Source organism: Rhizobium sp. 57MFTsu3.2 (assembly GCF_012932765.1).
GTDB classification, from domain to species: Bacteria; Pseudomonadota; Alphaproteobacteria; order Rhizobiales; family Rhizobiaceae; genus Rhizobium; species Rhizobium altiplani.
In genome coordinates, this window is record NZ_JDWI01000011.1 from 118,443 (window position 1) to 137,023 (window position 18,581).

Consider the following 18,581-nt stretch of genomic DNA (forward strand, 5'->3'; position numbering starts at 1 on the left):
AGCCACAATTGACTATTACCCGCAGAATGGCCGCAGCGATTGCGGCCTTCGATTTTCAGACGCTGTGGAGACGGGCAGATATGAAGCTTATCACGCGGATCCAGCTCCTGCGTGCCGCCGGGCTTTCCCTGGTGCTTGGCTCGATCCTTCTGCCGCAGGCTGCCTCCGCTGCCCGCATTGAGAACTCGGTTGCCGTTTTCTCCGGCCTCGACAAGATCACCGGCCGTATCACCACCTTCGACGTCTATGTCAACGAGACCGTGCAGTTCGGTGCGCTGCAGGTGACGCCGAAGGCCTGCTATTCGCGCGATCAGGCGGAAGCGCAGAAGATCGATGGTTTTGTGGAAGTCGACGAGATCACGCTCGACCGTAAGATCCGCCGCATCTTCACCGGCTGGATGTTTGCCGACAGCCCCGGCCTCAATGCCGTAGAGCATCCGATCTATGACGTCTGGCTAAAGGACTGCAAGCAGAACTCGGACGTTCCCGCGCCTGACAAGGCAGCCAACTAGTTCCTAGAATTCAAGGTGCGGCGATTCCATTGCCGCCGTGAGGATGTGGGCGTACTCATTCTTCGGAACATCGATCGCCCCGAACGTCTTCAGGTGCTCGGTCGTAAACTGCGTATCGAGCAAGGTGAAACCCTTGGCGCGCAGCCGTTCCACCAGATGAACGAGGCAGATCTTCGAGGCGTCGGTCCGCCGCGAGAACATGCTTTCGCCGAAGAATGCCGAGCCCAGCGACACTCCGTATAATCCGCCGACAAGTTCGTCGCCGTCCCAGGCCTCGACCGAGTGAGCATGGCCGATACGATGCAGTGTCGAATATAGCGTCTTGATGGTCTGATTGATCCAGGTGCTGGGCCTGTCCCCGGTCTCTGCCGCACAGGCCGCAATGACCGCGTCGAAATCGTAATTGAAGCGGATATCGAACGGCTTGCGCCGGATCGTCTTGGCGAGGCTTTTGGAAACGTGGAATTCGTCGAGCGGCAGGACGCCGCGAAGGTCGGGCTCGACCCAGAATATTTCTGGATCGTCAGCCGATTCGGCCATTGGGAAAAGACCGATAGAGTAGGCGCGCAGGAGGATTTCCGGTGTTATGCCTGGAGACTTCCTGCGCGATCCTGCCATTCTTTGTTACGCCGGTTTCTTGGCCAGATATTTTTCCAGCCAGTGGATATCATAGTCGCCGTTGGCGATATCCTGATTGTCCACCAGATCCTGGAACAACGGAAGCGTCGTCTTGATACCGTCGACGACGAACTCGTCGAGCGCGCGGCGCAGACGCATCATGCATTCGACGCGCGTACGGCCGAAGACGATGAGCTTGCCGATGAGGCTGTCGTAGTACGGCGGGATCTTGTAGCCCTGGTACGCGCCGCTATCGACGCGAACACCAAGTCCACCCGGTGCGTGGAAGTGGGTGATCGTGCCCGGGGAGGGTACGAAGGTCCGCGCGTCCTCGGCGTTGATCCGGCATTCGATGGCGTGGCCGTTGAAGTTGATCTCTTCCTGCTTGACGGAGAGCCCGCCGCCCGAAGCGACGCGGATCTGCTCGTGAACAAGGTCGATGCCGGTGATGGCTTCGGTGATCGGATGTTCCACCTGCAGACGGGTGTTCATTTCGATGAAATAGAACTCGCCGTTCTCGTACAGGAACTCGATCGTACCGGCACCGCGATACTTCAGCTTCCTCATGGCGTCGGCACAAATCTGGCCGATCTTCATGCGCTGCTCGACGTTCAAAGCCGGGGAATTGGCTTCTTCCCAGACCTTCTGGTGGCGGCGCTGCAGCGAGCAATCACGTTCGCCGAGATGGATCGCATTGCCTTCGCCGTCACCGAACACCTGGATTTCGATGTGGCGCGGCTGGCCGAGGTACTTTTCCATGTAGACCGCATCGTTGCCGAAGGCGGCCGCCGCTTCGGTACGGGCCGTCGACCAGGCTTCGATCAGGTCGGCCTCGGACTTGGCAACCTTCATGCCGCGACCACCGCCGCCGGCGGTTGCCTTGATCAGCACCGGATAGCCGATTTCGGCAGCCGTCCGCACCGCATCTTCTTCGGTCTTTACCTCGCCGTCCGAACCCGGAACGACAGGAATGCCGAGCTCCTGGGCGGTCGTCTTGGCGGTGATCTTGTCACCCATAAGCCGGATGTGTTCCGCCGTCGGGCCGATAAAGGTGATGCCGTGCGCTTCCAGGATTTCCGCAAACTTGGCGTTTTCGGAGAGGAAGCCGTAACCAGGATGCACAGCATCGGCGCCCGTGATCTCGCAGGCGGCCACGATCTGGTGGATGTTCAGATAGCTGTCGCGTGAGGGCGGAGGACCAATGCAGACGCTCTCGTCGGCGAGGCGCACATGCATGGCGTCGGCGTCGGCGGTCGAATGGACCACGACACACGGGATGCCGAGCTCTTTGCAAGCGCGCAGCACGCGAAGCGCGATTTCCCCGCGATTGGCGATGAGGATTTTCGAGACCATGACGCCCGCCTTATTCGATGACGACGAGGGCTTGGCCGTATTCGACGGGGCTTCCGTCCTCGACGAGGATTTCGGTGATCTTCCCGGATTTCGGCGAAGGAATCTGGTTCATGGTCTTCATCGCTTCGATGATGAGCAGCGTCTGGCCTTCCTTCACGGTCGCGCCGAGCTCGATGAAGGCGCGTGCACCGGGAGCCGGAGCCATGTAGGCGGTGCCGACCATCGGAGCGCTGACAGTGTTGGCAGGGTTGCGTACCGCCGCTGCCGGAGCCGCAGGTGCTGCAGCTGCCGGGGCCGCTACGGCCGGAGCCGCTGCGAACGCGGGCGCAGCCATCGGAGCCTGAATGTACTGGGTGTTGCCGGCGCGCGAAACGCGGATGCGCAGATCGTCCTGCTCGACTTCGATTTCCGTCAGATCCGTGTCGTTGAGGATGTTCGCGAGGTCGCGGATCAGCGCCTGGTCGATACCGTTTTTCTTCTCAGCCATGAGTGTTTGCCCTGTCTTCTTTTTATGCCGTAAGATTCTTCAGCGCCTGGAGCGCCAGAATATAGCTGTAAGGCCCGAAGCCGCAGATGACGCCTTTCACCGCTGGCGCAATCATCGACTTGTGGCGGAATTCTTCCCGCGCGTGAACGTTGGAGATATGGAGCTCTATTACCGGAATGGAAATAGCGCGAATTGCATCGTGGAGCGCGACCGACGTATGCGTGTAGGCACCTGCATTGATCGCGACACCAACGGCCTTGTCGTTCGCTTCATGGAACCAATCAACGAGCGTGCCTTCGTGATTGCTCTGGCGAAAATCAATATCGAAGCCGAGCTCACGCCCGGCCGCCTTGCAGTCCGCCTCGATATCCTGAAGGGTCTTGCCACCATAGATGCCGGGCTCTCTTTTGCCGAGCATGTTCAGGTTGGGGCCGTTCAGGACGAATATCGTTTGCGTCATCGAATGTTCCAATAAGTGCGGGACGGCAACCTATAGACTCCCCACGGGCCTAATGAAAGCCCTTTGGGAAGCGCAGCCCGAATCACGCCATATTTGTCCACATGGCTGAAACGCTTCGATTTTGGCGATTTGATGAGCGTCGCCTCAGCAACTCGTCTTGCCGCAGGCGCGCATATTCTTCACCTTGGCTTCAAGGTCGTCGAAGCCAACCGCGCCTTGAACGAGCTCGTTGCCGACCACATAGGACGGTGTGCCTGTGATGCCGAGGCTCTGAGCAAGGTCATAGGTTTCCTTGACGGAAGCATCGCTGGAGCTCTTGGCCATCTCATCCCTTATCTGCTTTTCGCTGACGCCAAGGGACTCTGCGACTTCGAGAGCGCTCGCTTCGTCGGCGCGGCCGTCGCGGCCAAGCAATGCGATGTGGAACTGGCTATATTTCTGCGGCGCCAGTTTGCGGAATGCGTCGGATACCTTGTGTGCGGCAACCGATTCCGGTCCGAGGATTGGGAATTCCTTGAGCACGAAGCGGACGTTCTTGTCTTTTTCGAGCATCGTCTGCATGTCCGAAAGCGCATGCCTGCAATAGCCGCAATTGTAATCGAAGAATTCGACGATCGTGATGTCGCCCTTCGGGTTGCCGATCGCCAAGTCATACTTCGAATCGAAGATCGTCGACTTGTTGTCAGCAATCACGGCGTTGGCTTTAACGAGGCGCGCCTGCTCCTGCTTCTTCTGCAGCGCATCCTGAACATCGAGCATGATCTCTGGATTTTCGATCAGGTATTGCTTGATGAACTCGCCGAACTCCTTCTTCTGCGCGTCGTCGAGTGCTGCCGCCGGATAGGCAGTTGCCACCGAGGCAGTGAGCGCGAGCGCGGTGAAGATTTTCGGAAGTATGGCCATTATATCCTCGTCATCAGCAGTTTACATGCGTCGGTTCTAGGCGTCGAATAACACTGCCCGGTTAACGGCGGCACGCCGCTGCCGCCAAATTACGGTGCGTCCGGTCGTCTTCAAACAGGAATTTTCGCATCCGCGGTTCAATCGCGGGATTGTGATGACCCGATTATTGCGGCAATTGTCTGGCCGCAAGCAAAGTTAGAGAGAAGCGATCTTGTTTTCCATTTCCCAACGCAGCGAAGTCGAACCCTTTCATGCCATGGATGTTCTGGCGGAGGCGACAAGGCGGCGAGCGAACGGCCATCCGGTCATTTCCATGGCCGTCGGCCAGCCATCCCATCCGGCGCCGCGGGCCGCGCGGGAGGCAGCGCAGGCTGCGCTTGTGGAGGGCAAGATCGGCTACACGGACGCGCTTGGTACGACGAGACTGAAACAAGCGCTGGCCGACCATTATCGCGGCCGTCACGGGCTGAAGATCGATCCTGCACGGATCGCGATAACGACGGGTTCTTCCGCCGGCTTCAATTTGGCGTTTCTCTCGCTGTTCGATGCCGGCGACGCGGTCGCGATTGCCCGGCCGGGCTATCCCGCCTACCGCAACATCCTCGGCGCGTTGGGGTTGAGGGTGATCGAGGTGCCGGTAACGGCCGAAACCCACTTCACGTTGACGCCCGAGAGTCTCGAGGCCGCGCAAACGGCAAACAATGTCAGGCTGAAGGGCGTTCTGCTGGCGAGCCCCGCCAACCCGACAGGTACCGTGACCGGCCGCCAGGGGCTGAAGTCCTTGGCCGACTATTGCGCGGCCAATTCGATCGCGTTCATTTCAGACGAAATCTACCACGGACTGACCTTTGCCGGCGAAGAGACCAGCGCGCTGGAATTGACCGACGAGGCGATCGTCATCAACTCCTTCTCCAAATATTATTGCATGACGGGATGGCGGATCGGCTGGATGGTGCTGCCCGAGCGGCTGGTGCGCCCGATCGAGCGCGTCGCGCAAAGCCTCTACATCTCGCCGCCCGAACTCTCGCAGATCGCCGCGACGGCCGCTCTCGGCGCGGCCGCGGAACTCGATGTCTACAAGGCGAGCTACGCGGCCAACCGCGATTTTCTGCTGAAGCGTCTGCCGGAGATCGGCCTGTCCATCGCATCGCCGATGGATGGCGCCTTCTACGCCTATGTCGACGTAACGCGCTTTACCAATGATAGCATGGCCTTCGCGAAGCGGATGTTGGCGGAGATCAACGTCGCCGCGACGCCGGGCCTGGATTTCGACCCGCTGGAAGGTAATCGCTCGATGCGCATGTCCTACGCCGGTTCCGAAGCCGAGATCATCGAAGCAATCGAACGTATCGGAGCGTGGTTGAAATAAGTTTCTTCTAATGGAGAGTCCTCTGGAGACTTGCTAAGGCAATTTCTGAGCGGCTTCGCGGCGGGCCGCCCTACTTAGTTAGCCGATTTGGCAATTCTCACGGTCGAGCTGCGACACCAGCGCCAGGATCGTTTCTGAAACCGGGGTCGGCGTTGCCGTCAGGCGGCCCAGTGAAACGACCATTCCCACCAGCGGCGTAGTCTCGAGCGACTTTCCCGCCAAGAGGTCTTGGAGCATAGAGGTGCGAACGGGCCCGATCTGTCGGGCCTGTTCCAGTCGCTGCTCGACGGACATCCCGACATTCGCGCCGAGCGCCTCTCCGACCGCCTTTACCTCCTTCATGACCTTGCCGATCTGGTCGGTGATTGCCGCATCGGCCATCAGGTTGGACATCAAAGATCGCGTCAGCGCACTTATCGGGTTGAAGGAGGCGTTGCCCATCAGCTTGCTCCAGATGTCGTCGCGAATTCGGCTCGAGAGCTTCACGCCGATATCGGCGCGCTGCAGCAGCGCTTCGACGTTGCGCAAATCATTGCTGATGTCGCCGGAGGGCTCGCCGAGGATGAAATGCCCTTTGTTGCTGAGCCTGATCTCACCGGGCTTGCTGACTTCAGCGCCCTGATGGGCGACGCAGCCGATGACGCGTTCCGGGCCGACAAGTCGCCATAGTTTGCCGCCCTCATCGAGCTCATCGAACTGTAGTTCCGCATGCCCACTGTCCTGATCGCGATGAAAATACCACCACGGAATGCCGTTGAGGATCATCATCACGCGTGTGCCATCTTTCAGCAGAAGGCCGATTCCCTCTGCGGCGGCGCTGAGCTGGTGGCCCTTTAGCCCGGTGATGAGGAGATCCTGCGGCGGCAATTCCCTCGGATTGTCGGTCGCCGTGAGGTTTATGGTGAGGGGTGCTTCTACGTCCGCCTCCATGAGACGCAATCCATCGCGTCGGATGGCGTCGAGATGAGCGCCGCGGGCAACGACCGAAACTGTCGCCTCTGCGCCGATTGAAGAGGCAAGCTTGGCAGCGATGGCGCCGCCGAGTGCACCGGCGCCGAAGATGCAGATATTTCTGAAGGACATGCGATGATCTTTCCGCGATTGGTGGTCGCGCTGAACTTAGGTCATCCCTTTCTCAAGGCGAGTGATATTTTGAAGCCGCCGAAAGGTTTTAGTGGCCGCTGCCGGGAATAAGTTCGTTCCGGCGAAGCTGGTCGATGGCCGCCACGGCATCTTCGGCAGACCAGCCCGCGCGGATGGCCGCAGCGATCATCCGGACTTCGGCCTCCTCTTCGATCTTGAGGAACAGTGGTTCTAAGGCCTCTTGAGCCGTAAGAATATGCTCGTTGGGAGGGGTAACTGAGTGGCGGGTGGCTGGCGTGATCATCTGCACGGTGCTCCTCTCTCTGACAGGGGATGATTCAAAATAAAGCGCGAATGCAAAAAAGGTTCCGGATAAAGTTTCAAGGACGCTTCATCTTGTTCTTTCGCCCCGGCTCTGCCTTGTTGCGCCACTACGCTAATGCTCGATTCGGCTCCATAAGAGGTGGAGCCACGACGAAAACGCACGAAGGAGATTGCGATGTCGAACGCCAAGAACGGAATTTCCGAAATGCGCCCCAGAATTACAGTAATTGGTGTCGGCGGCGGCGGCGGCAATGCCATCAACAACATGATAGCGGAAAATCTCGAAGGCGTCGATTTCATTGCGGCCAACACCGATGCACAGGTATTGGCGACCTCCAAGGCACCCCGCCGTATCCAGCTCGGCGCCCATGTGACCGAAGGGTTGGGCGCCGGCTCACTGCCGGAAGTCGGCCGCGCAGCTGCAGAAGAATCGATCGACGAGATCATGGACCATCTGGCCGGTTCCCACATGTGCTTCGTCACCGCAGGCATGGGCGGCGGCACCGGCACAGGTGCTGCACCTGTTATTGCCAAGGCTGCTCGCGACGCTGGCATCCTGACAGTCGGAGTCGTGACGAAGCCGTTCACGTTCGAAGGCAATCGCCGCATGAAGACCGCTGATGCCGGTATCGAGGCGCTTCGCGAGGCAGCCGATACGGTGATCGTCATCCCGAACCAGAACCTTTTTCGCATCGCCGATGCAAAGACCACCTTCGCCGATGCCTTCATGACCGCCGACCGCGTGCTTTATGCCGGTGTTGGCTGCATCACCGACCTGATTGTCAAGGAAGGCCTGATCAATCTCGATTTCGCTGACGTGAAGTCCGTCATGCGCGGCATGGGCCGGGCAATGATGGGCACCGGCGAGGCTTCGGGTGAGGGGCGCGCGATGAAGGCCGCGGAGGCTGCCATTGCCAACCCGCTGCTCGACGATATTTCCATGAAGGGTGCCAGGGGCGTGCTGATCTCGATTTCCGGCGGCTCCGACATGACGCTCTTCGAAGTGGACGAGGCGGCAAGCCGTATCCGCGACGAGGTCCAGGATGAAGCCGATATCGTTGTTGGAGCAATCTTTGATCGCAACCTGGACGGTAAGTTCCGCGTCTCCGTAGTGGCGACGGGCCTCGACGGCGTGGCCGCTGGAACGCAGGCCCGTCCTAGCGTCGCGCTCGGCCAGGACATCCACACGCGTACGCTCCAGTAAGTCTCCTATCGCCTGCGCGTCCGATCGGGCGCGCAGGCTTGTCCTGATCCACGCAGTTTTCGGCGTACTCATTCGCTGGAAATGTCAGGCGGCGGCCCTAAATCCGCTCTCGCCCATTCAGGCGTCCCCGACAGCATCAGGAAAATCATATGTCTCAGGACAAGTCTCCCGTCTGGCTCATCACCGGCTGCTCTACCGGCTTCGGCCGTGAGCTTGCGAAACTCACCATTGCCCGTGGCTGGCCGACGGTCGTGACGGCGCGCGACAAGGCGCGCGTTGCCGATCTGGCAACCGCTCATGAAGCGAACACGCTGGCGCTGGATCTCGATGTGACCGATCCGACTCAGGTCAAAGCGGCAGTCGCGGCCGCCGAGCAGCGTTTCGGCCGCATCGACGTGCTGGTCAACAATGCCGGCTATGGCTACCAGTCACCGGTAGAGGAGGCGGAAGAGCAGGAAATCCGCGATCAGTTCGAGGCGAACGTCTTTGGCCTGTTTGCGATAACCCGCGCTGTCCTGCCCGGTATGCGGCGGCGCCGGCATGGCCACATCATCAACATCACCTCGGTTGCCGGCTTTATCGGCTTTCCTGGCTCCGGCTTCTATGCCGCTAGCAAGCATGCGGTGGAGGGTTTTTCCGATGCACTCCACGCCGAGGGCAGGCCGCTCGGCATCAAGGTGACCTGCGTCGCGCCCGGTCCGTTCCGCACCGATTGGGCGGGCCGGTCACTCCGGCAGACGAAGAGCACAATTCCGGACTACGCGGAAACCGCGGCAGCCCGCATGCGGCAAACAGCTGAATACAGCGGCAAGCAAGCCGGCGATCCCGTGCGCGCTGGCGAGGCGATGATCCGGATCACGGAAGTGGAGAACCCACCGCGGCATCTCGTGCTTGGCGAACTTGGCTACAACAACGTCACCAAAAAGCTGCGCGAACGGCTGGCGCAGATCGAGGAATGGCGCGAAACGAGCCTGGGAGCCGATTTCCCGAAAGAGTAAGGTCCTCAAGGCGTGCCAGAGCGCTCCGTCGAAGCACTGCGTCCGCGACGGGTGCATGACGTTACGCAACTGGTATGGTGGAGGAATATTGAATGGTGAAGATCGCCTATTGTATCGCCGGCGTGCTGATCCTTTTCGGGCTGGTCTGGATGGCGCAGGGTAGCGGCTATTTTCCCTACCCGGCGGAAAGCTTCATGATCAACCAGACGTCATGGGTCTATTGGGGCGCGCTGGCTGTCGTCGTCGGACTTGTTGTGATTGTGGTGACGAGGAACGCGCGGCACCGGTCGCACTGAATTCAGCGGCACGCGAACTGGCCCGGAGTGCAACATACGTCGTCAAGCGCGGCAGCCAACGACTGGGGCACCGAACGGATGGTCATGCAAGCGGCTTGCATGTCGTCACTGACTGGTGATTTCGGGGTGACTACTGCCGCCATAAAACAGTTCGCCGGCGAAAGAAGGCCCTAGCCATGTTTCCGCCGGCGAAGATTGTAACGAGTAAATAGCGGTTTATACGCGGCGCGCGCGAACGTCCGCCATGTCGGGCCGTGTGCCGTCAGGAGCGCGAAGGCCGTAATGCTTGCTTGCGAATACCCATTCCACATTCCCGGGTTCGAACGGGCGGCGCGGGTTTCTCAGTGCCATCCGGCGCTCGGAGAGGCTGCGCGGCAGGGTGTCGATCATATCATTGACGAAGGTTTCAACGCTGTCTTTCCAGCGAGGCGAGATCGAAACATCGACGCCGCCAAAGCGATGAAAGTCGGGATGTTTCCGGGAATAGCATGCGCCGAGCATCCACGCATGCTGCTGCTTCAAAAAGCGTTCTTTGATAGTCATTCCTAGTCTTTTTCCTTGGCGTCATCGACGACATCGGCCTCGGGGCGGTCGCCTCCGTTCGACCGTTCCGCTGTCCAGCTGCCGTCTGCACGCTGATATGTAATGTCCGCATCCTGGCCACCGAGCTTTTGTCGCTCCGCGGCATGTTTAGCCGCTGCCAATGCTTCTTCGTGAGTTGGGAAAGTTTCCGACCAGACATCGTCCAGGCGGTAGGCCCAGGCGCCATCATGTTCGGCGACGTGGTAGGTAATCGACATCGATCGTTCCTTCAAGGACTTTTCGCAGGAATTTGCGTAGAGGCTCCATGCAGATTGAAAGGCCGAAACGCGGCTCGCCATATGCTTGTTCCGTCGCGGTCTGGCCTGTGTGAGGCTGGATTCAAAGCGAATGGCGACCTTGCGCAAGCGCGGAACGCTTCATAGGCTTGGGGCGTTGATGGATTCGTTCAACGCCTCTTCATAGGAAACTCATGCGCGCTCAGTCGAAGCCGTTCGTCGTCGAAGTCAAATCCTCCCGCCGCCCAGAACGTCGCCAGTCAGCGTCGATCTTGCAGCCGTTGCCGAGGAGATTGCGGAAGAAATGCCGCAGCAATCTGCCGCGCTCGAGGAAACCGCCGAGGCGCGATAATTCGGCGATCCTAAGCCGGCAGAAATCGGTAGGAGGCATCCTTGCGCTCGGCATATCCGACGGCCGGATAGGTCCAGTGATAGCCGAGCATCTTGAGCTTTTCGCTCGCGGCGCGATCGAGCAGCATCTGGCGGTTTTTCAGCGCGATCTCATGCTCGGTGTCGAAGCCGAAATGCCAGGCGGGATGCTCGAAGAAAATCACGTCGTTGGTACAGGCGTCGCCTGTGATCAGCAGGCCGCCGTCGCCCGCCAGTTCGATCGAGACATGGCCCGGCGTATGGCCGCGGGTTTCCAAAATCCGCATTCCGGGAATGATCTCCTGATCCGGGCGCAAGAGCGTCAGCCGGTCCTTGACCGCAAACAGGTCACGTTGCGCGCCTCGCGCAAAATCATGAAGCGCCGACGGCATGTGCATCTCAAAGTCCTTGTGGGTCCAGAAGTCCCACTCGGCTTCGCTGACAAAATACTGGGCGTTCGGATAAAGCACCTTTCCATCGGCTGTCGTCGTCGCACCGGAGTGGTCCGGATGGGCATGGGTGAAAACCACCTTGGTGATCGCTTCGGGCGCGATCCCAAGCGATTGCAGGTTTGCGGCCAATTTGCCCGCGCTGGCCTGGAAGCGGTTACCCGAGCCAGTGTCGATAAGGATCAGGTCGTCGCCATGGCGGATCAGCGGGATGTTGGCCTGGACCGGAGCGGCCGCCGAACTTCCGCCCAGCCGAGGCATGATCGCCTTGCGCTCTTCAGGCGTGGCGTCGGGCAACAAGATCTCGACTGGGAGCGTGAGAAAACCGTCGCTGACGACCGTGATGTCGAACGTGCCATGCTTGAAGCGGTGGAAGTCGGCTGCGACGGCGCTACGTGACGCGAGCATCGCTGCTGCCGCGGCCGTCAACTTCAGCAGATCGCGGCGGGACAAGCCGTCCGAAATGGTATCTCGCGTTATCACAAGCGCCTCCCTTGAAGAGAAAATATCCGGCGTGCCGCAGGCGGGGCGAAGAGGACCCGCCTACGAGTGTTGTCTTGCCTCCGTTCCATCAGAAGGCCGGCGGTCGAGCCAACATCTCAGTCCAGGAAGAATTCCAGCAGATCGGCGTTGATCACATCCGGATGCGTCGTGCACATGCCGTGCGGGAGGCCGGCATAGGTCTTCAGTATGCCGTGCTTCAAGAGCTTGACGGACAGCGGTGCGGAGTCGGCATAGGGAACGATCTGATCGTCGTCGCCGTGCATGACGAGCGTCGGCACCGTGATCTGCTTCAGATCCTCGGTGAAATCAGTTTCGGAGAAGGCCTTGATGCAATCGTAATGCGCCTTTGCACCACCCATCATGCCTTGCCGCCACCAGTTCTCGATAACACCCTGGCTGACCTTGGCACCCGGGCGGTTATAGCCATAGAACGGGCCTGCGGGCACGTCGAGGAAGAACTGCGCGCGGTTGGCGACGAGCGCGGCACGGAAACCATCGAAGACCTCGAGCGGCAGGCCACCGGGGTTCTTGTCCGACTTGACCATGATCGGCGGCACGGCGCCGATCAGCACCGCCTTGGCGACGCGTCCGGGCTTTGCGCGGGCGACGTAGTGGGCAACCTCACCGCCGCCGGTCGAATGGCCGACATGGATTGCATTCTTGAGATCGAGCGCATCTGTGAGGGCCGCGACGTCGGCGGCATAGGTGTCCATCTCGTTGCCCTGCCACGTCTGCCTGGAACGGCCATGGCCGCGCCGGTCGTGGGCAATCACGCGATAGCCCTTGTCCAGAAAGAACATCATCTGCGCGTCCCAATCGTCAGCGCTGAGCGGCCAGCCGTGATGGAAAACAATAGGCTGGGCGGTGGCTGGACCCCAATCCTTGTAGAAGATTTCGGTTCCGTCCGTGGTCTTGATGAATGGCATGATGAAGTCCTCTTTCTGGATGTGATTGCATTGGTGGTAAAGGCACGCAAGCATCCTGCCGGTGCCCATATTGTCGGGCGTCGGGCAAAGCCTGACTCGCGTCGCTGCCCCTCTACGTCCTCGTCATGACGCGACGTTAGCGGCGCTGCGAGCCAACGGTAATTTGACCAAAATCAAGAAGAAGGGAAGATGCCATGTTGAAGAATGGCAGTGATGCTTGCGTGTATAACACCCCTGTGGACGGATAGCGCCGGTAACGCGCCCGTACAGAAGCAACATCGGTTTCGAGGGCTGGTCTGGCGTGGAGCCCTCGAATTGGGCCTCAACATTAAGCTGGGCCCTGGTTATGCCGTTGCGCCTGGCGTTGACTTACTGAGGCGTTGGGCAGTTCGAGAGCAGGGTGATGCCGAACCTGGGGCAGGTCGCCCGCAGACGCTCAATTCCCTTCGCAGTCGGTGGCCCGAAGACTTCGTCACGTCCGTCTTCCTTGATAAACTGATCGAAGAGAGCAGGGGTGTCGATCAGGACGTGCCTGCAATGATTGTCGCTCGGGTTCATAAGCTGGTGCGGAATGCCGCGTGGGAAGAAGGCGCTTTCGCCGGCGGTCACTTGCCGAGGTTGCCGTTGATCACAGCAGAAGAGCGGCCAAGGGCCGCTCTTTGACTTTTGTCTTCGCGTCAAGTTCCCGACCTGGGTCGGACAACGTTCCGGCGGGTGAGGGGTGAAAGCTATCATCATCATCACCAACCGCCGGAATTGCCGGTTATCAGCTGCAGCCGCTCGTCGCGCCGCAGGTGTCGCACTTCTCGCAGGTGCCGTTGCGGACCATCGTGAAGTTCTGGCATTCGGAGCACATGTTGCCCGTGTAGCCCTGCATGATGGAGCGGGCGCGGCGTTCGGCTTCGACCTTCTTGGCCTCCGTCTTGGCCGATGCCGCGTCGGCGGCGGCCTTGTCGGAGAAGAGGGCGGTTGCCTGCTGCTGGGTCTCGGTTGCGATCTCCTCGGCCACTTCCTCGGCGATCTCTTCGGCCAGTTCCTTTGCCCGCTCCTCGTAGTCGCGCTTGAAGGCGACGATTTCAGAGGAGGAGACGGCAAGCGTCGGCTCGATCTTGCGGGCGGCAGCACCCGCAAAGGAGGTCACCGTGGCGCCGGAGGATGCGCGCGCCGGGGCCGCCGTCGCGGCACCCTTCGGCTCCCCGCCTGCCTGACGCTCGTTGCCCGTTACCAGGGTCGGCTTGTAGCCACGGGTCCAACCGGTCGAGACGAGGTTCGTCTTGCCTTCCTGGATCCCCCTGCCGAGCGCCGTGTTGGAGAAGTCGGACGTATCGACATGCGCCAGATCGTGGCGGCCGAGGTAGGAGACGGCGAGTTCGCGGAACACGTAGTCGAGGATCGACGTGGCGTTCTTGATCGCGTCGTTGCCGATGACGATGCCGGCCGGTTCGAACTTGGTGAAGGTGAAGGCCTCCACATACTCTTCGAGCGGCACGCCGTATTGCAGGCCGAGCGAGATGGCGATCGCGAAGTTGTTCATCATCGCACGGAAGGCCGCACCTTCCTTGTGCATGTCGATGAAGATCTCGCCGAGACGGCCGTCGCCGAATTCGCCGGTGCGCAGGTACACCTTGTGTCCGCCGACGGCGGCCTTCTGGGTGTAACCCTGGCGGCGGTTCGGGAGCTTCTCCCGCTCGCGGGTGACGCGTTCGACGACACGCTCGATGATCTTCTCGGTGATGGTGACGGCCTGGGCGGCGACCGGCTGCTGCAGCAGATCGTCCAGTGCGTCCTCATCGCTTTCGTCTTCGATCAGCGAGGCGTTCAGCGGCTGCGACAGCTTGGAGCCATCGCGGTAGAGAGCGTTTGCCTTCAGGCCGAGCTTCCAGGAGAGCATGTAGGCGCTCTTGCAATCGTCGACCGTCGCGTCGTTCGGCATGTTGATCGTCTTGGAGATCGCACCCGAGATGAACGGCTGGGCAGCAGCCATCATGCGGATGTGGCTGTCGACCGAGAGGTAACGCTTGCCGATCTTGCCGCAAGGGTTGGCGCAATCGAAGACGGCGAGGTGTTCGTTCTTCAGGAACGGTGCGCCTTCCAGCGTCATCGCGCCGCAGACGTGAACGTTGGCAGCTTCGATGTCCTTCTTGGCAAAGCCGAGGTGCTCGAGCAGGTTGAAGCTCATGTCGGCAAGCTGTTCGTCGGAAACCTTCAGCGTCGTCTTCAGGAAGTCGGCGCCGAGCGTCCACTGGTTGAAGACGAACTTGATGTCGAAGGCCGACTTCAGCGCGGCGTTGACGGCTTCCACCTTATCGTCGGTGAAGCCCTTGGCCTTCAGCGTCGAGGGGTTGATGGCCGGCGCCTGGTTCAGATTGCCGTGGCCGACAGCGTAGGCTTCGATCTCGGCGATCTGGCTCTCGGAGTAGCCGAGCGTGCGCAGGGCTTCCGGAACGGCGCGGTTGATGATCTTGAAGTAGCCGCCGCCGGCGAGCTTCTTGAATTTCACCAGTGCGAAGTCAGGCTCGATACCGGTTGTGTCGCAATCCATGACGAGGCCGATCGTGCCGGTCGGCGCGATGACGGTTGCCTGGGCGTTGCGGTAGCCGTGCTTTTCGCCGAGCTCGAGAGCCTTGTCCCAGGCGCTCTTGGCATGAGCCGCCAGATCCTGGTCGGGGTTCTCGGAGTGGACGAGCGCGACCGGGTTGATCGACAGGCCTTCATAGCCAGACGTCTCGCCGTAAGCGGCGCGGCGATGGTTGCGGATGACGCGCAGCATGTTTTCGCGGTTCGGCGCGAACATCGGGAACGGTCCGAGCTCGGAAGCGATCTCAGCCGAGGTGGCGTAGGAAATGCCGGTCATGATCGCGGTCAGGGAGCCGGCAATGGCACGGGCTTCGTCGCTGTCATAGGGAATGCCGGAAGACATCAGCAGGCCGCCGATGTTGGCGTAGCCGAGGCCGATCGTGCGATATTCGTAAGAGAGCTCGGCAATCCGCTTCGACGGGAACTGCGCCATCATCACGGAGATTTCGAGAACAACGCTCCACAGGCGAACCGCATGCTCGTAGTCTGATATGTTGATGCGCTTGGTGGCGGCATCCTTGAACTGCATGAGGTTCAGCGAGGCAAGGTTGCAGGCCGTGTCGTCGAGGAACATGTATTCCGAGCACGGGTTGGATGCGCGGATCGGGCCGGCAGCCGGGCTGGTATGCCAGTCGTTCATCGTCGTGTTGAAGTGCAGGCCCGGATCGGCCGATGCCCAGGCGGCGTAGGAGATCGACTCCCACAGGTCGCGCGCCTTCAAGGTCTTCATAACCTTGCCGTCCTTGCGGGCCTTCAGCTGCCAGTCGCTGTCGCTTTCAACGGCGCGCAGGAAGTCGTCCTTGATCGAGACCGAGTTGTTGGAGTTCTGGCCGGATACGGTAAGGTAAGCTTCGCTATCCCAGTCCGTGTCGTAGGTCTTGAACTCCATATCCTTGTAGCCCTGGCGGGCGAACTGGATGACGCGGCCGATGTAGTTCTCCGGAACCTGGTCCTTCTTGGCAGCGCGGATTTCGCGCTTCAGGGCAGGGTTCTTGTTCGGGTCGAAGCAATCGCCGTTGTCAGCCTCGCAGTTGACGCAAGCCTTCATGATTGCCTTGAGGTGCTTGGCGACAACTTTGGAACCGGTGACGAGGGCAGCAACCTTCTGCTCTTCCTTCACCTTCCAGTTGATATACTCTTCGATATCAGGATGGTCGATGTCGACGACCACCATCTTGGCCGCACGGCGCGTCGTGCCGCCCGACTTGATGGCGCCGGCAGCCCGATCGCCGATCTTCAGGAAGCTCATCAGGCCGGAAGAACGGCCGCCGCCGGACAGCTTTTCGCCTTCGCCACGCAGGTAGGAGAAATTGGAGCCGGTGCCGGAGCCGTACTTGAAGAGGCGTGCTTCGCGGACCCACAGGTCCATGATGCCGCCTTCGTTGACGAGATCGTCTTCAACGGACTGGATGAAGCAGGCGTGCGGCTGCGGATGTTCGTAAGCTGACTTCGACTTCGTCAGCTTGCCGGTGAAGGGGTCGACATAGAAGTGGCCCTGACCGGGGCCGTCGATGCCGTAGGCCCAGTGCATGCCGGTGTTGAACCACTGCGGGGAATTCGGGGCAACACGCTGGGTGGCAAGCATGTAGGCAAGTTCATCCTTGAAGGCTAGGGCGTCTTCCTCGGAGGAGAAATAGCCACCCTTCCAGCCCCAGTAGGTCCAGGTGCCGGCGAGACGGTCGAAGACCTGGCGCGCGTCGGTTTCGGAGCCGTACTGCTGGTCCTTCGCAATATCCTTCAGAGCTGCTTCATCGGCAACCGAACGCCACAGGAAGGAAGGAACCTCGTTTTCCTCGACCTTCTTCAGCTTGGCGGGAACGCCGGCCTTGCGGAAATACTTCTGCGCCAGGATGTCGGCGGCGACCTGGGAGAACTGCGCCGGAACGTCGATGTTCTCGAGGCGGAATACGATCGACCCGTCCGGGTTCTTGATCTCGCTCGTCGCCTTGCGGAATTCGATGTCCGCGTAAGCGCTCAGTCCTGCCTTCGTGAAACGGCGTTCTATGCGCATTTCTCTAACCTCTAGCTTGCGCGCCCCGTCCCCGTCGACCAAGGCGCAAGTTTCCACCTCCGGCCGCGCCGTGAGGAGCGCAGCCAGTTCTCGTTTCCGTACTATCACAGGAGTGTCATCCGGAGATGCTTCTCCCGTATCTTGTAGTGATCGTGGCTGCAAACACTAAATATAGTATTAACAGCTTATTATCGCCAGCCCCGGATGTCACTTTTCCGGAAGATAAAAATCGCGCACGAAACCCCTCATGGCGGTCGCCCTTCATGGACGCAACACCCTGATTCTACGCTCGATTTTTGGAGGGAACCGGCCTCGTTAATTCCGGTCCAACTGCCGTCGCAACATCGGAACCTATTAAGTTTGAATCGTGCGATTCCGTCAAGAGGTTGTTTTTAATGAAGCGTTCACCACAACATATTGTGGATCGGGCTGTGGAGAATGGGGAAAAGAAAGTCGTGCAAGAAATTCAATGGGTTGCGAGCTTTCGTCGTCCCGGAGCGTAAAAAATCTAAGAAAAGTTGCGACCGTGTTGATTTGGTTGCAGCTTTTGCCGGCCAAATGCGACAGCCGATTCGTTCATGTTAATTTCAATCACAATGCGTCGATCGCAATCGTCACCGTTGCGATGCCTATAGGCTGTCCGTTTTCATCATTGATGACGAAACTTGCCTGCGTTTCCAGCAATTGTGTCTGTTCATCGCGCTCGGCCCGATCAATGAATATGTCGTCGGACTGTCTTCCGAATGTTTTCAGGAACTTGTCTTCGTCGCCCTGCCAATAGTCGCTGGTTATCGTGCCCTGGCCGACATTGAGTCCGTGGCGATCGGTCACGAAGAATTCAACGATGGCGCCCTGCGAATCATCCTGCTTGGATTTGAGGTATCGCGACACCGGCTTGTTGAGCAGTTGCCTCACCATCTGCCAACCGCCGGCCAGAACTTCGGACCGATAGGTGTTATCCAGCACCTGGATGTCCATGTCGCTGATTTTGCTGAATTTGGTATTCTGAGCTTCGATCGCCTTCTTGACGATCGCGACATTCACCATCGGCTTGACTGTTGTCTCGACATATTTCCGAACGACGGACACATAGGCCGGCTCCGCCGAAGCGGTCAAATGCGAGAGACAGAGACACAAACCGAAAGCCGCCGCTATCTCGACATAGCCCCAACGCATCATATTCATTCCAAGGTCGCGCCCCGCGACTTAACCTCTAACGCAAGTCCGCAACGCGACAAGGGTGCCGCGCGGGAATTGCTTTGAAGGATAAGGTCAGCGCGGCCGACGCGATAGCGGAATCCGATGGGTTAGTTAAACAAA

At 59.8% G+C, this 18,581-nt stretch carries 19 protein-coding genes; 5 read left to right on the forward strand and 14 right to left on the reverse strand.

Annotation, left to right across the window (positions count from 1 at the left end):
- Positions 1-80 precede the first annotated feature (80 nt).
- Complete coding sequence (locus AF71_RS14300; protein ID WP_029792474.1) at positions 81-512, forward strand: DUF2155 domain-containing protein; 432 nt, start codon at positions 81-83, stop codon at positions 510-512.
- Between the two features lie 3 nt (positions 513-515).
- On the opposite strand, the gene aat is transcribed toward AF71_RS14300, so the two are convergent.
- From aat to AF71_RS14325, 5 genes are all read right to left on the reverse strand, one after another.
- Entirely contained in the window at positions 516-1,130 is a 615-nt protein-coding gene (gene aat, locus AF71_RS14305; RefSeq protein ID WP_018857004.1) for a leucyl/phenylalanyl-tRNA--protein transferase, read from the reverse strand.
- Between the two features lie 6 nt (positions 1,131-1,136).
- The gene (gene accC / locus AF71_RS14310; protein WP_018857003.1) at positions 1,137-2,483 is read right to left on the reverse strand and encodes an acetyl-CoA carboxylase biotin carboxylase subunit; all 1,347 of its coding nucleotides are present in this window, start codon (positions 2,481-2,483) and stop codon (positions 1,137-1,139) included.
- Positions 2,484-2,493: 10 nt separating this feature from the next.
- Positions 2,494-2,970: an acetyl-CoA carboxylase biotin carboxyl carrier protein gene (gene accB / locus AF71_RS14315; protein ID WP_018857002.1), complete on the reverse strand. Its 477-nt coding sequence runs from the start codon at positions 2,968-2,970 to the stop codon at positions 2,494-2,496.
- A gap of 22 nt (positions 2,971-2,992) precedes the next feature.
- Positions 2,993-3,430 (reverse strand): type II 3-dehydroquinate dehydratase, encoded by a 438-nt coding sequence (gene aroQ, locus AF71_RS14320; RefSeq protein WP_018857001.1) that lies wholly within the window; start codon positions 3,428-3,430, stop codon positions 2,993-2,995.
- 144 nt (positions 3,431-3,574) lie between these two features.
- Positions 3,575-4,333: a DsbA family protein gene (locus AF71_RS14325; protein WP_018857000.1), complete on the reverse strand. Its 759-nt coding sequence runs from the start codon at positions 4,331-4,333 to the stop codon at positions 3,575-3,577.
- 211 nt (positions 4,334-4,544) lie between these two features.
- Between AF71_RS14325 and AF71_RS14330 the strand changes: the two genes are divergently transcribed.
- Positions 4,545-5,702, forward strand: coding sequence for an aminotransferase class I/II-fold pyridoxal phosphate-dependent enzyme (locus AF71_RS14330; protein WP_029792473.1), 1,158 nt, complete (start codon positions 4,545-4,547; stop codon positions 5,700-5,702).
- A gap of 78 nt (positions 5,703-5,780) precedes the next feature.
- On the opposite strand, the gene AF71_RS14335 is transcribed toward AF71_RS14330, so the two are convergent.
- Both AF71_RS14335 and AF71_RS14340 read right to left on the reverse strand, forming a co-directional pair.
- Entirely contained in the window at positions 5,781-6,785 is a 1,005-nt protein-coding gene (locus tag AF71_RS14335; protein WP_018856998.1) for a 2-dehydropantoate 2-reductase, read from the reverse strand.
- A gap of 88 nt (positions 6,786-6,873) precedes the next feature.
- Positions 6,874-7,089 carry a hypothetical protein gene (locus AF71_RS14340; protein ID WP_029792471.1) on the reverse strand — a complete coding sequence of 72 codons (216 nt, stop codon included), beginning with the start codon at positions 7,087-7,089 and terminating at the stop codon, positions 6,874-6,876.
- A gap of 195 nt (positions 7,090-7,284) precedes the next feature.
- On the opposite strand from AF71_RS14340, the gene ftsZ reads away from it, so the two are divergent.
- The 3 genes from ftsZ to AF71_RS14355 all read left to right on the forward strand — a co-directional run bounded on the left by ftsZ (position 7,285) and on the right by AF71_RS14355 (position 9,607).
- Positions 7,285-8,313, forward strand: coding sequence for a cell division protein FtsZ (gene ftsZ, locus AF71_RS14345; RefSeq protein WP_018856996.1), 1,029 nt, complete (start codon positions 7,285-7,287; stop codon positions 8,311-8,313).
- Positions 8,314-8,462: 149 nt separating this feature from the next.
- Positions 8,463-9,311: an oxidoreductase gene (locus AF71_RS14350; RefSeq protein ID WP_029792468.1), complete on the forward strand. Its 849-nt coding sequence runs from the start codon at positions 8,463-8,465 to the stop codon at positions 9,309-9,311.
- 92 nt (positions 9,312-9,403) lie between these two features.
- Complete coding sequence (locus tag AF71_RS14355; protein ID WP_029792467.1) at positions 9,404-9,607, forward strand: hypothetical protein; 204 nt, start codon at positions 9,404-9,406, stop codon at positions 9,605-9,607.
- Positions 9,608-9,823: 216 nt separating this feature from the next.
- Here AF71_RS14355 and AF71_RS14360 read toward each other — a convergent pair whose 3' ends face one another.
- The 7 genes from AF71_RS14360 to AF71_RS14390 all read right to left on the reverse strand — a co-directional run bounded on the left by AF71_RS14360 (position 9,824) and on the right by AF71_RS14390 (position 18,440).
- Complete coding sequence (locus tag AF71_RS14360; RefSeq protein WP_018856993.1) at positions 9,824-10,150, reverse strand: hypothetical protein; 327 nt, start codon at positions 10,148-10,150, stop codon at positions 9,824-9,826.
- A 2-nt stretch (positions 10,151-10,152) separates the two neighbouring features.
- On the reverse strand, positions 10,153-10,407 hold the full coding sequence (locus AF71_RS14365; RefSeq protein WP_026371762.1) for a DUF2188 domain-containing protein: 255 nt from the start codon (positions 10,405-10,407) through the stop codon (positions 10,153-10,155).
- A gap of 380 nt (positions 10,408-10,787) precedes the next feature.
- Positions 10,788-11,651 carry an MBL fold metallo-hydrolase gene (locus tag AF71_RS14370; protein ID WP_246733657.1) on the reverse strand — a complete coding sequence of 288 codons (864 nt, stop codon included), beginning with the start codon at positions 11,649-11,651 and terminating at the stop codon, positions 10,788-10,790.
- A 191-nt stretch (positions 11,652-11,842) separates the two neighbouring features.
- The gene (locus tag AF71_RS14375) at positions 11,843-12,673 is read right to left on the reverse strand and encodes an alpha/beta hydrolase (protein WP_029792462.1); all 831 of its coding nucleotides are present in this window, start codon (positions 12,671-12,673) and stop codon (positions 11,843-11,845) included.
- Positions 12,674-13,042: 369 nt separating this feature from the next.
- Complete coding sequence (locus AF71_RS14380) at positions 13,043-13,282, reverse strand: hypothetical protein (RefSeq protein WP_169681820.1); 240 nt, start codon at positions 13,280-13,282, stop codon at positions 13,043-13,045.
- A 157-nt stretch (positions 13,283-13,439) separates the two neighbouring features.
- Complete coding sequence (locus AF71_RS14385) at positions 13,440-17,261, reverse strand: vitamin B12-dependent ribonucleotide reductase (protein WP_169681822.1); 3,822 nt, start codon at positions 17,259-17,261, stop codon at positions 13,440-13,442.
- A gap of 591 nt (positions 17,262-17,852) precedes the next feature.
- Positions 17,853-18,440: a hypothetical protein gene (locus tag AF71_RS14390; RefSeq protein ID WP_018856986.1), complete on the reverse strand. Its 588-nt coding sequence runs from the start codon at positions 18,438-18,440 to the stop codon at positions 17,853-17,855.
- Positions 18,441-18,581: the final 141 nt, after the last annotated feature.

What these genes read in the sequence shown, in the direction of transcription:
- AF71_RS14370 (WP_246733657.1), bottom strand. Translation starts at nt 11,651, where the DNA reads ATGCTCGCGTCACGTAGCGCCGTCGCAGCCGACTTCCACCGCTTCAAG.
- AF71_RS14325 (WP_018857000.1), bottom strand. Translation starts at nt 4,333, where the DNA reads ATGGCCATACTTCCGAAAATCTTCACCGCGCTCGCGCTCACTGCCTCG.
- AF71_RS14360 (WP_018856993.1), bottom strand. Translation starts at nt 10,150, where the DNA reads ATGACTATCAAAGAACGCTTTTTGAAGCAGCAGCATGCGTGGATGCTC.
- accB (WP_018857002.1), bottom strand. Translation starts at nt 2,970, where the DNA reads ATGGCTGAGAAGAAAAACGGTATCGACCAGGCGCTGATCCGCGACCTC.
- AF71_RS14335 (WP_018856998.1), bottom strand. Translation starts at nt 6,785, where the DNA reads ATGTCCTTCAGAAATATCTGCATCTTCGGCGCCGGTGCACTCGGCGGC.
- aat (WP_018857004.1), bottom strand. Translation starts at nt 1,130, where the DNA reads ATGGCAGGATCGCGCAGGAAGTCTCCAGGCATAACACCGGAAATCCTC.
- AF71_RS14340 (WP_029792471.1), bottom strand. Translation starts at nt 7,089, where the DNA reads ATGATCACGCCAGCCACCCGCCACTCAGTTACCCCTCCCAACGAGCAT.
- AF71_RS14375 (WP_029792462.1), bottom strand. Translation starts at nt 12,673, where the DNA reads ATGCCATTCATCAAGACCACGGACGGAACCGAAATCTTCTACAAGGAT.
- aroQ (WP_018857001.1), bottom strand. Translation starts at nt 3,430, where the DNA reads ATGACGCAAACGATATTCGTCCTGAACGGCCCCAACCTGAACATGCTC.
- AF71_RS14355 (WP_029792467.1), top strand. Translation starts at nt 9,404, where the DNA reads ATGGTGAAGATCGCCTATTGTATCGCCGGCGTGCTGATCCTTTTCGGG.
- AF71_RS14385 (WP_169681822.1), bottom strand. Translation starts at nt 17,261, where the DNA reads ATGCGCATAGAACGCCGTTTCACGAAGGCAGGACTGAGCGCTTACGCG.
- accC (WP_018857003.1), bottom strand. Translation starts at nt 2,483, where the DNA reads ATGGTCTCGAAAATCCTCATCGCCAATCGCGGGGAAATCGCGCTTCGC.
- AF71_RS14300 (WP_029792474.1), top strand. Translation starts at nt 81, where the DNA reads ATGAAGCTTATCACGCGGATCCAGCTCCTGCGTGCCGCCGGGCTTTCC.
- AF71_RS14365 (WP_026371762.1), bottom strand. Translation starts at nt 10,407, where the DNA reads ATGTCGATTACCTACCACGTCGCCGAACATGATGGCGCCTGGGCCTAC.
- AF71_RS14350 (WP_029792468.1), top strand. Translation starts at nt 8,463, where the DNA reads ATGTCTCAGGACAAGTCTCCCGTCTGGCTCATCACCGGCTGCTCTACC.
- AF71_RS14390 (WP_018856986.1), bottom strand. Translation starts at nt 18,440, where the DNA reads ATGATGCGTTGGGGCTATGTCGAGATAGCGGCGGCTTTCGGTTTGTGT.
- ftsZ (WP_018856996.1), top strand. Translation starts at nt 7,285, where the DNA reads ATGTCGAACGCCAAGAACGGAATTTCCGAAATGCGCCCCAGAATTACA.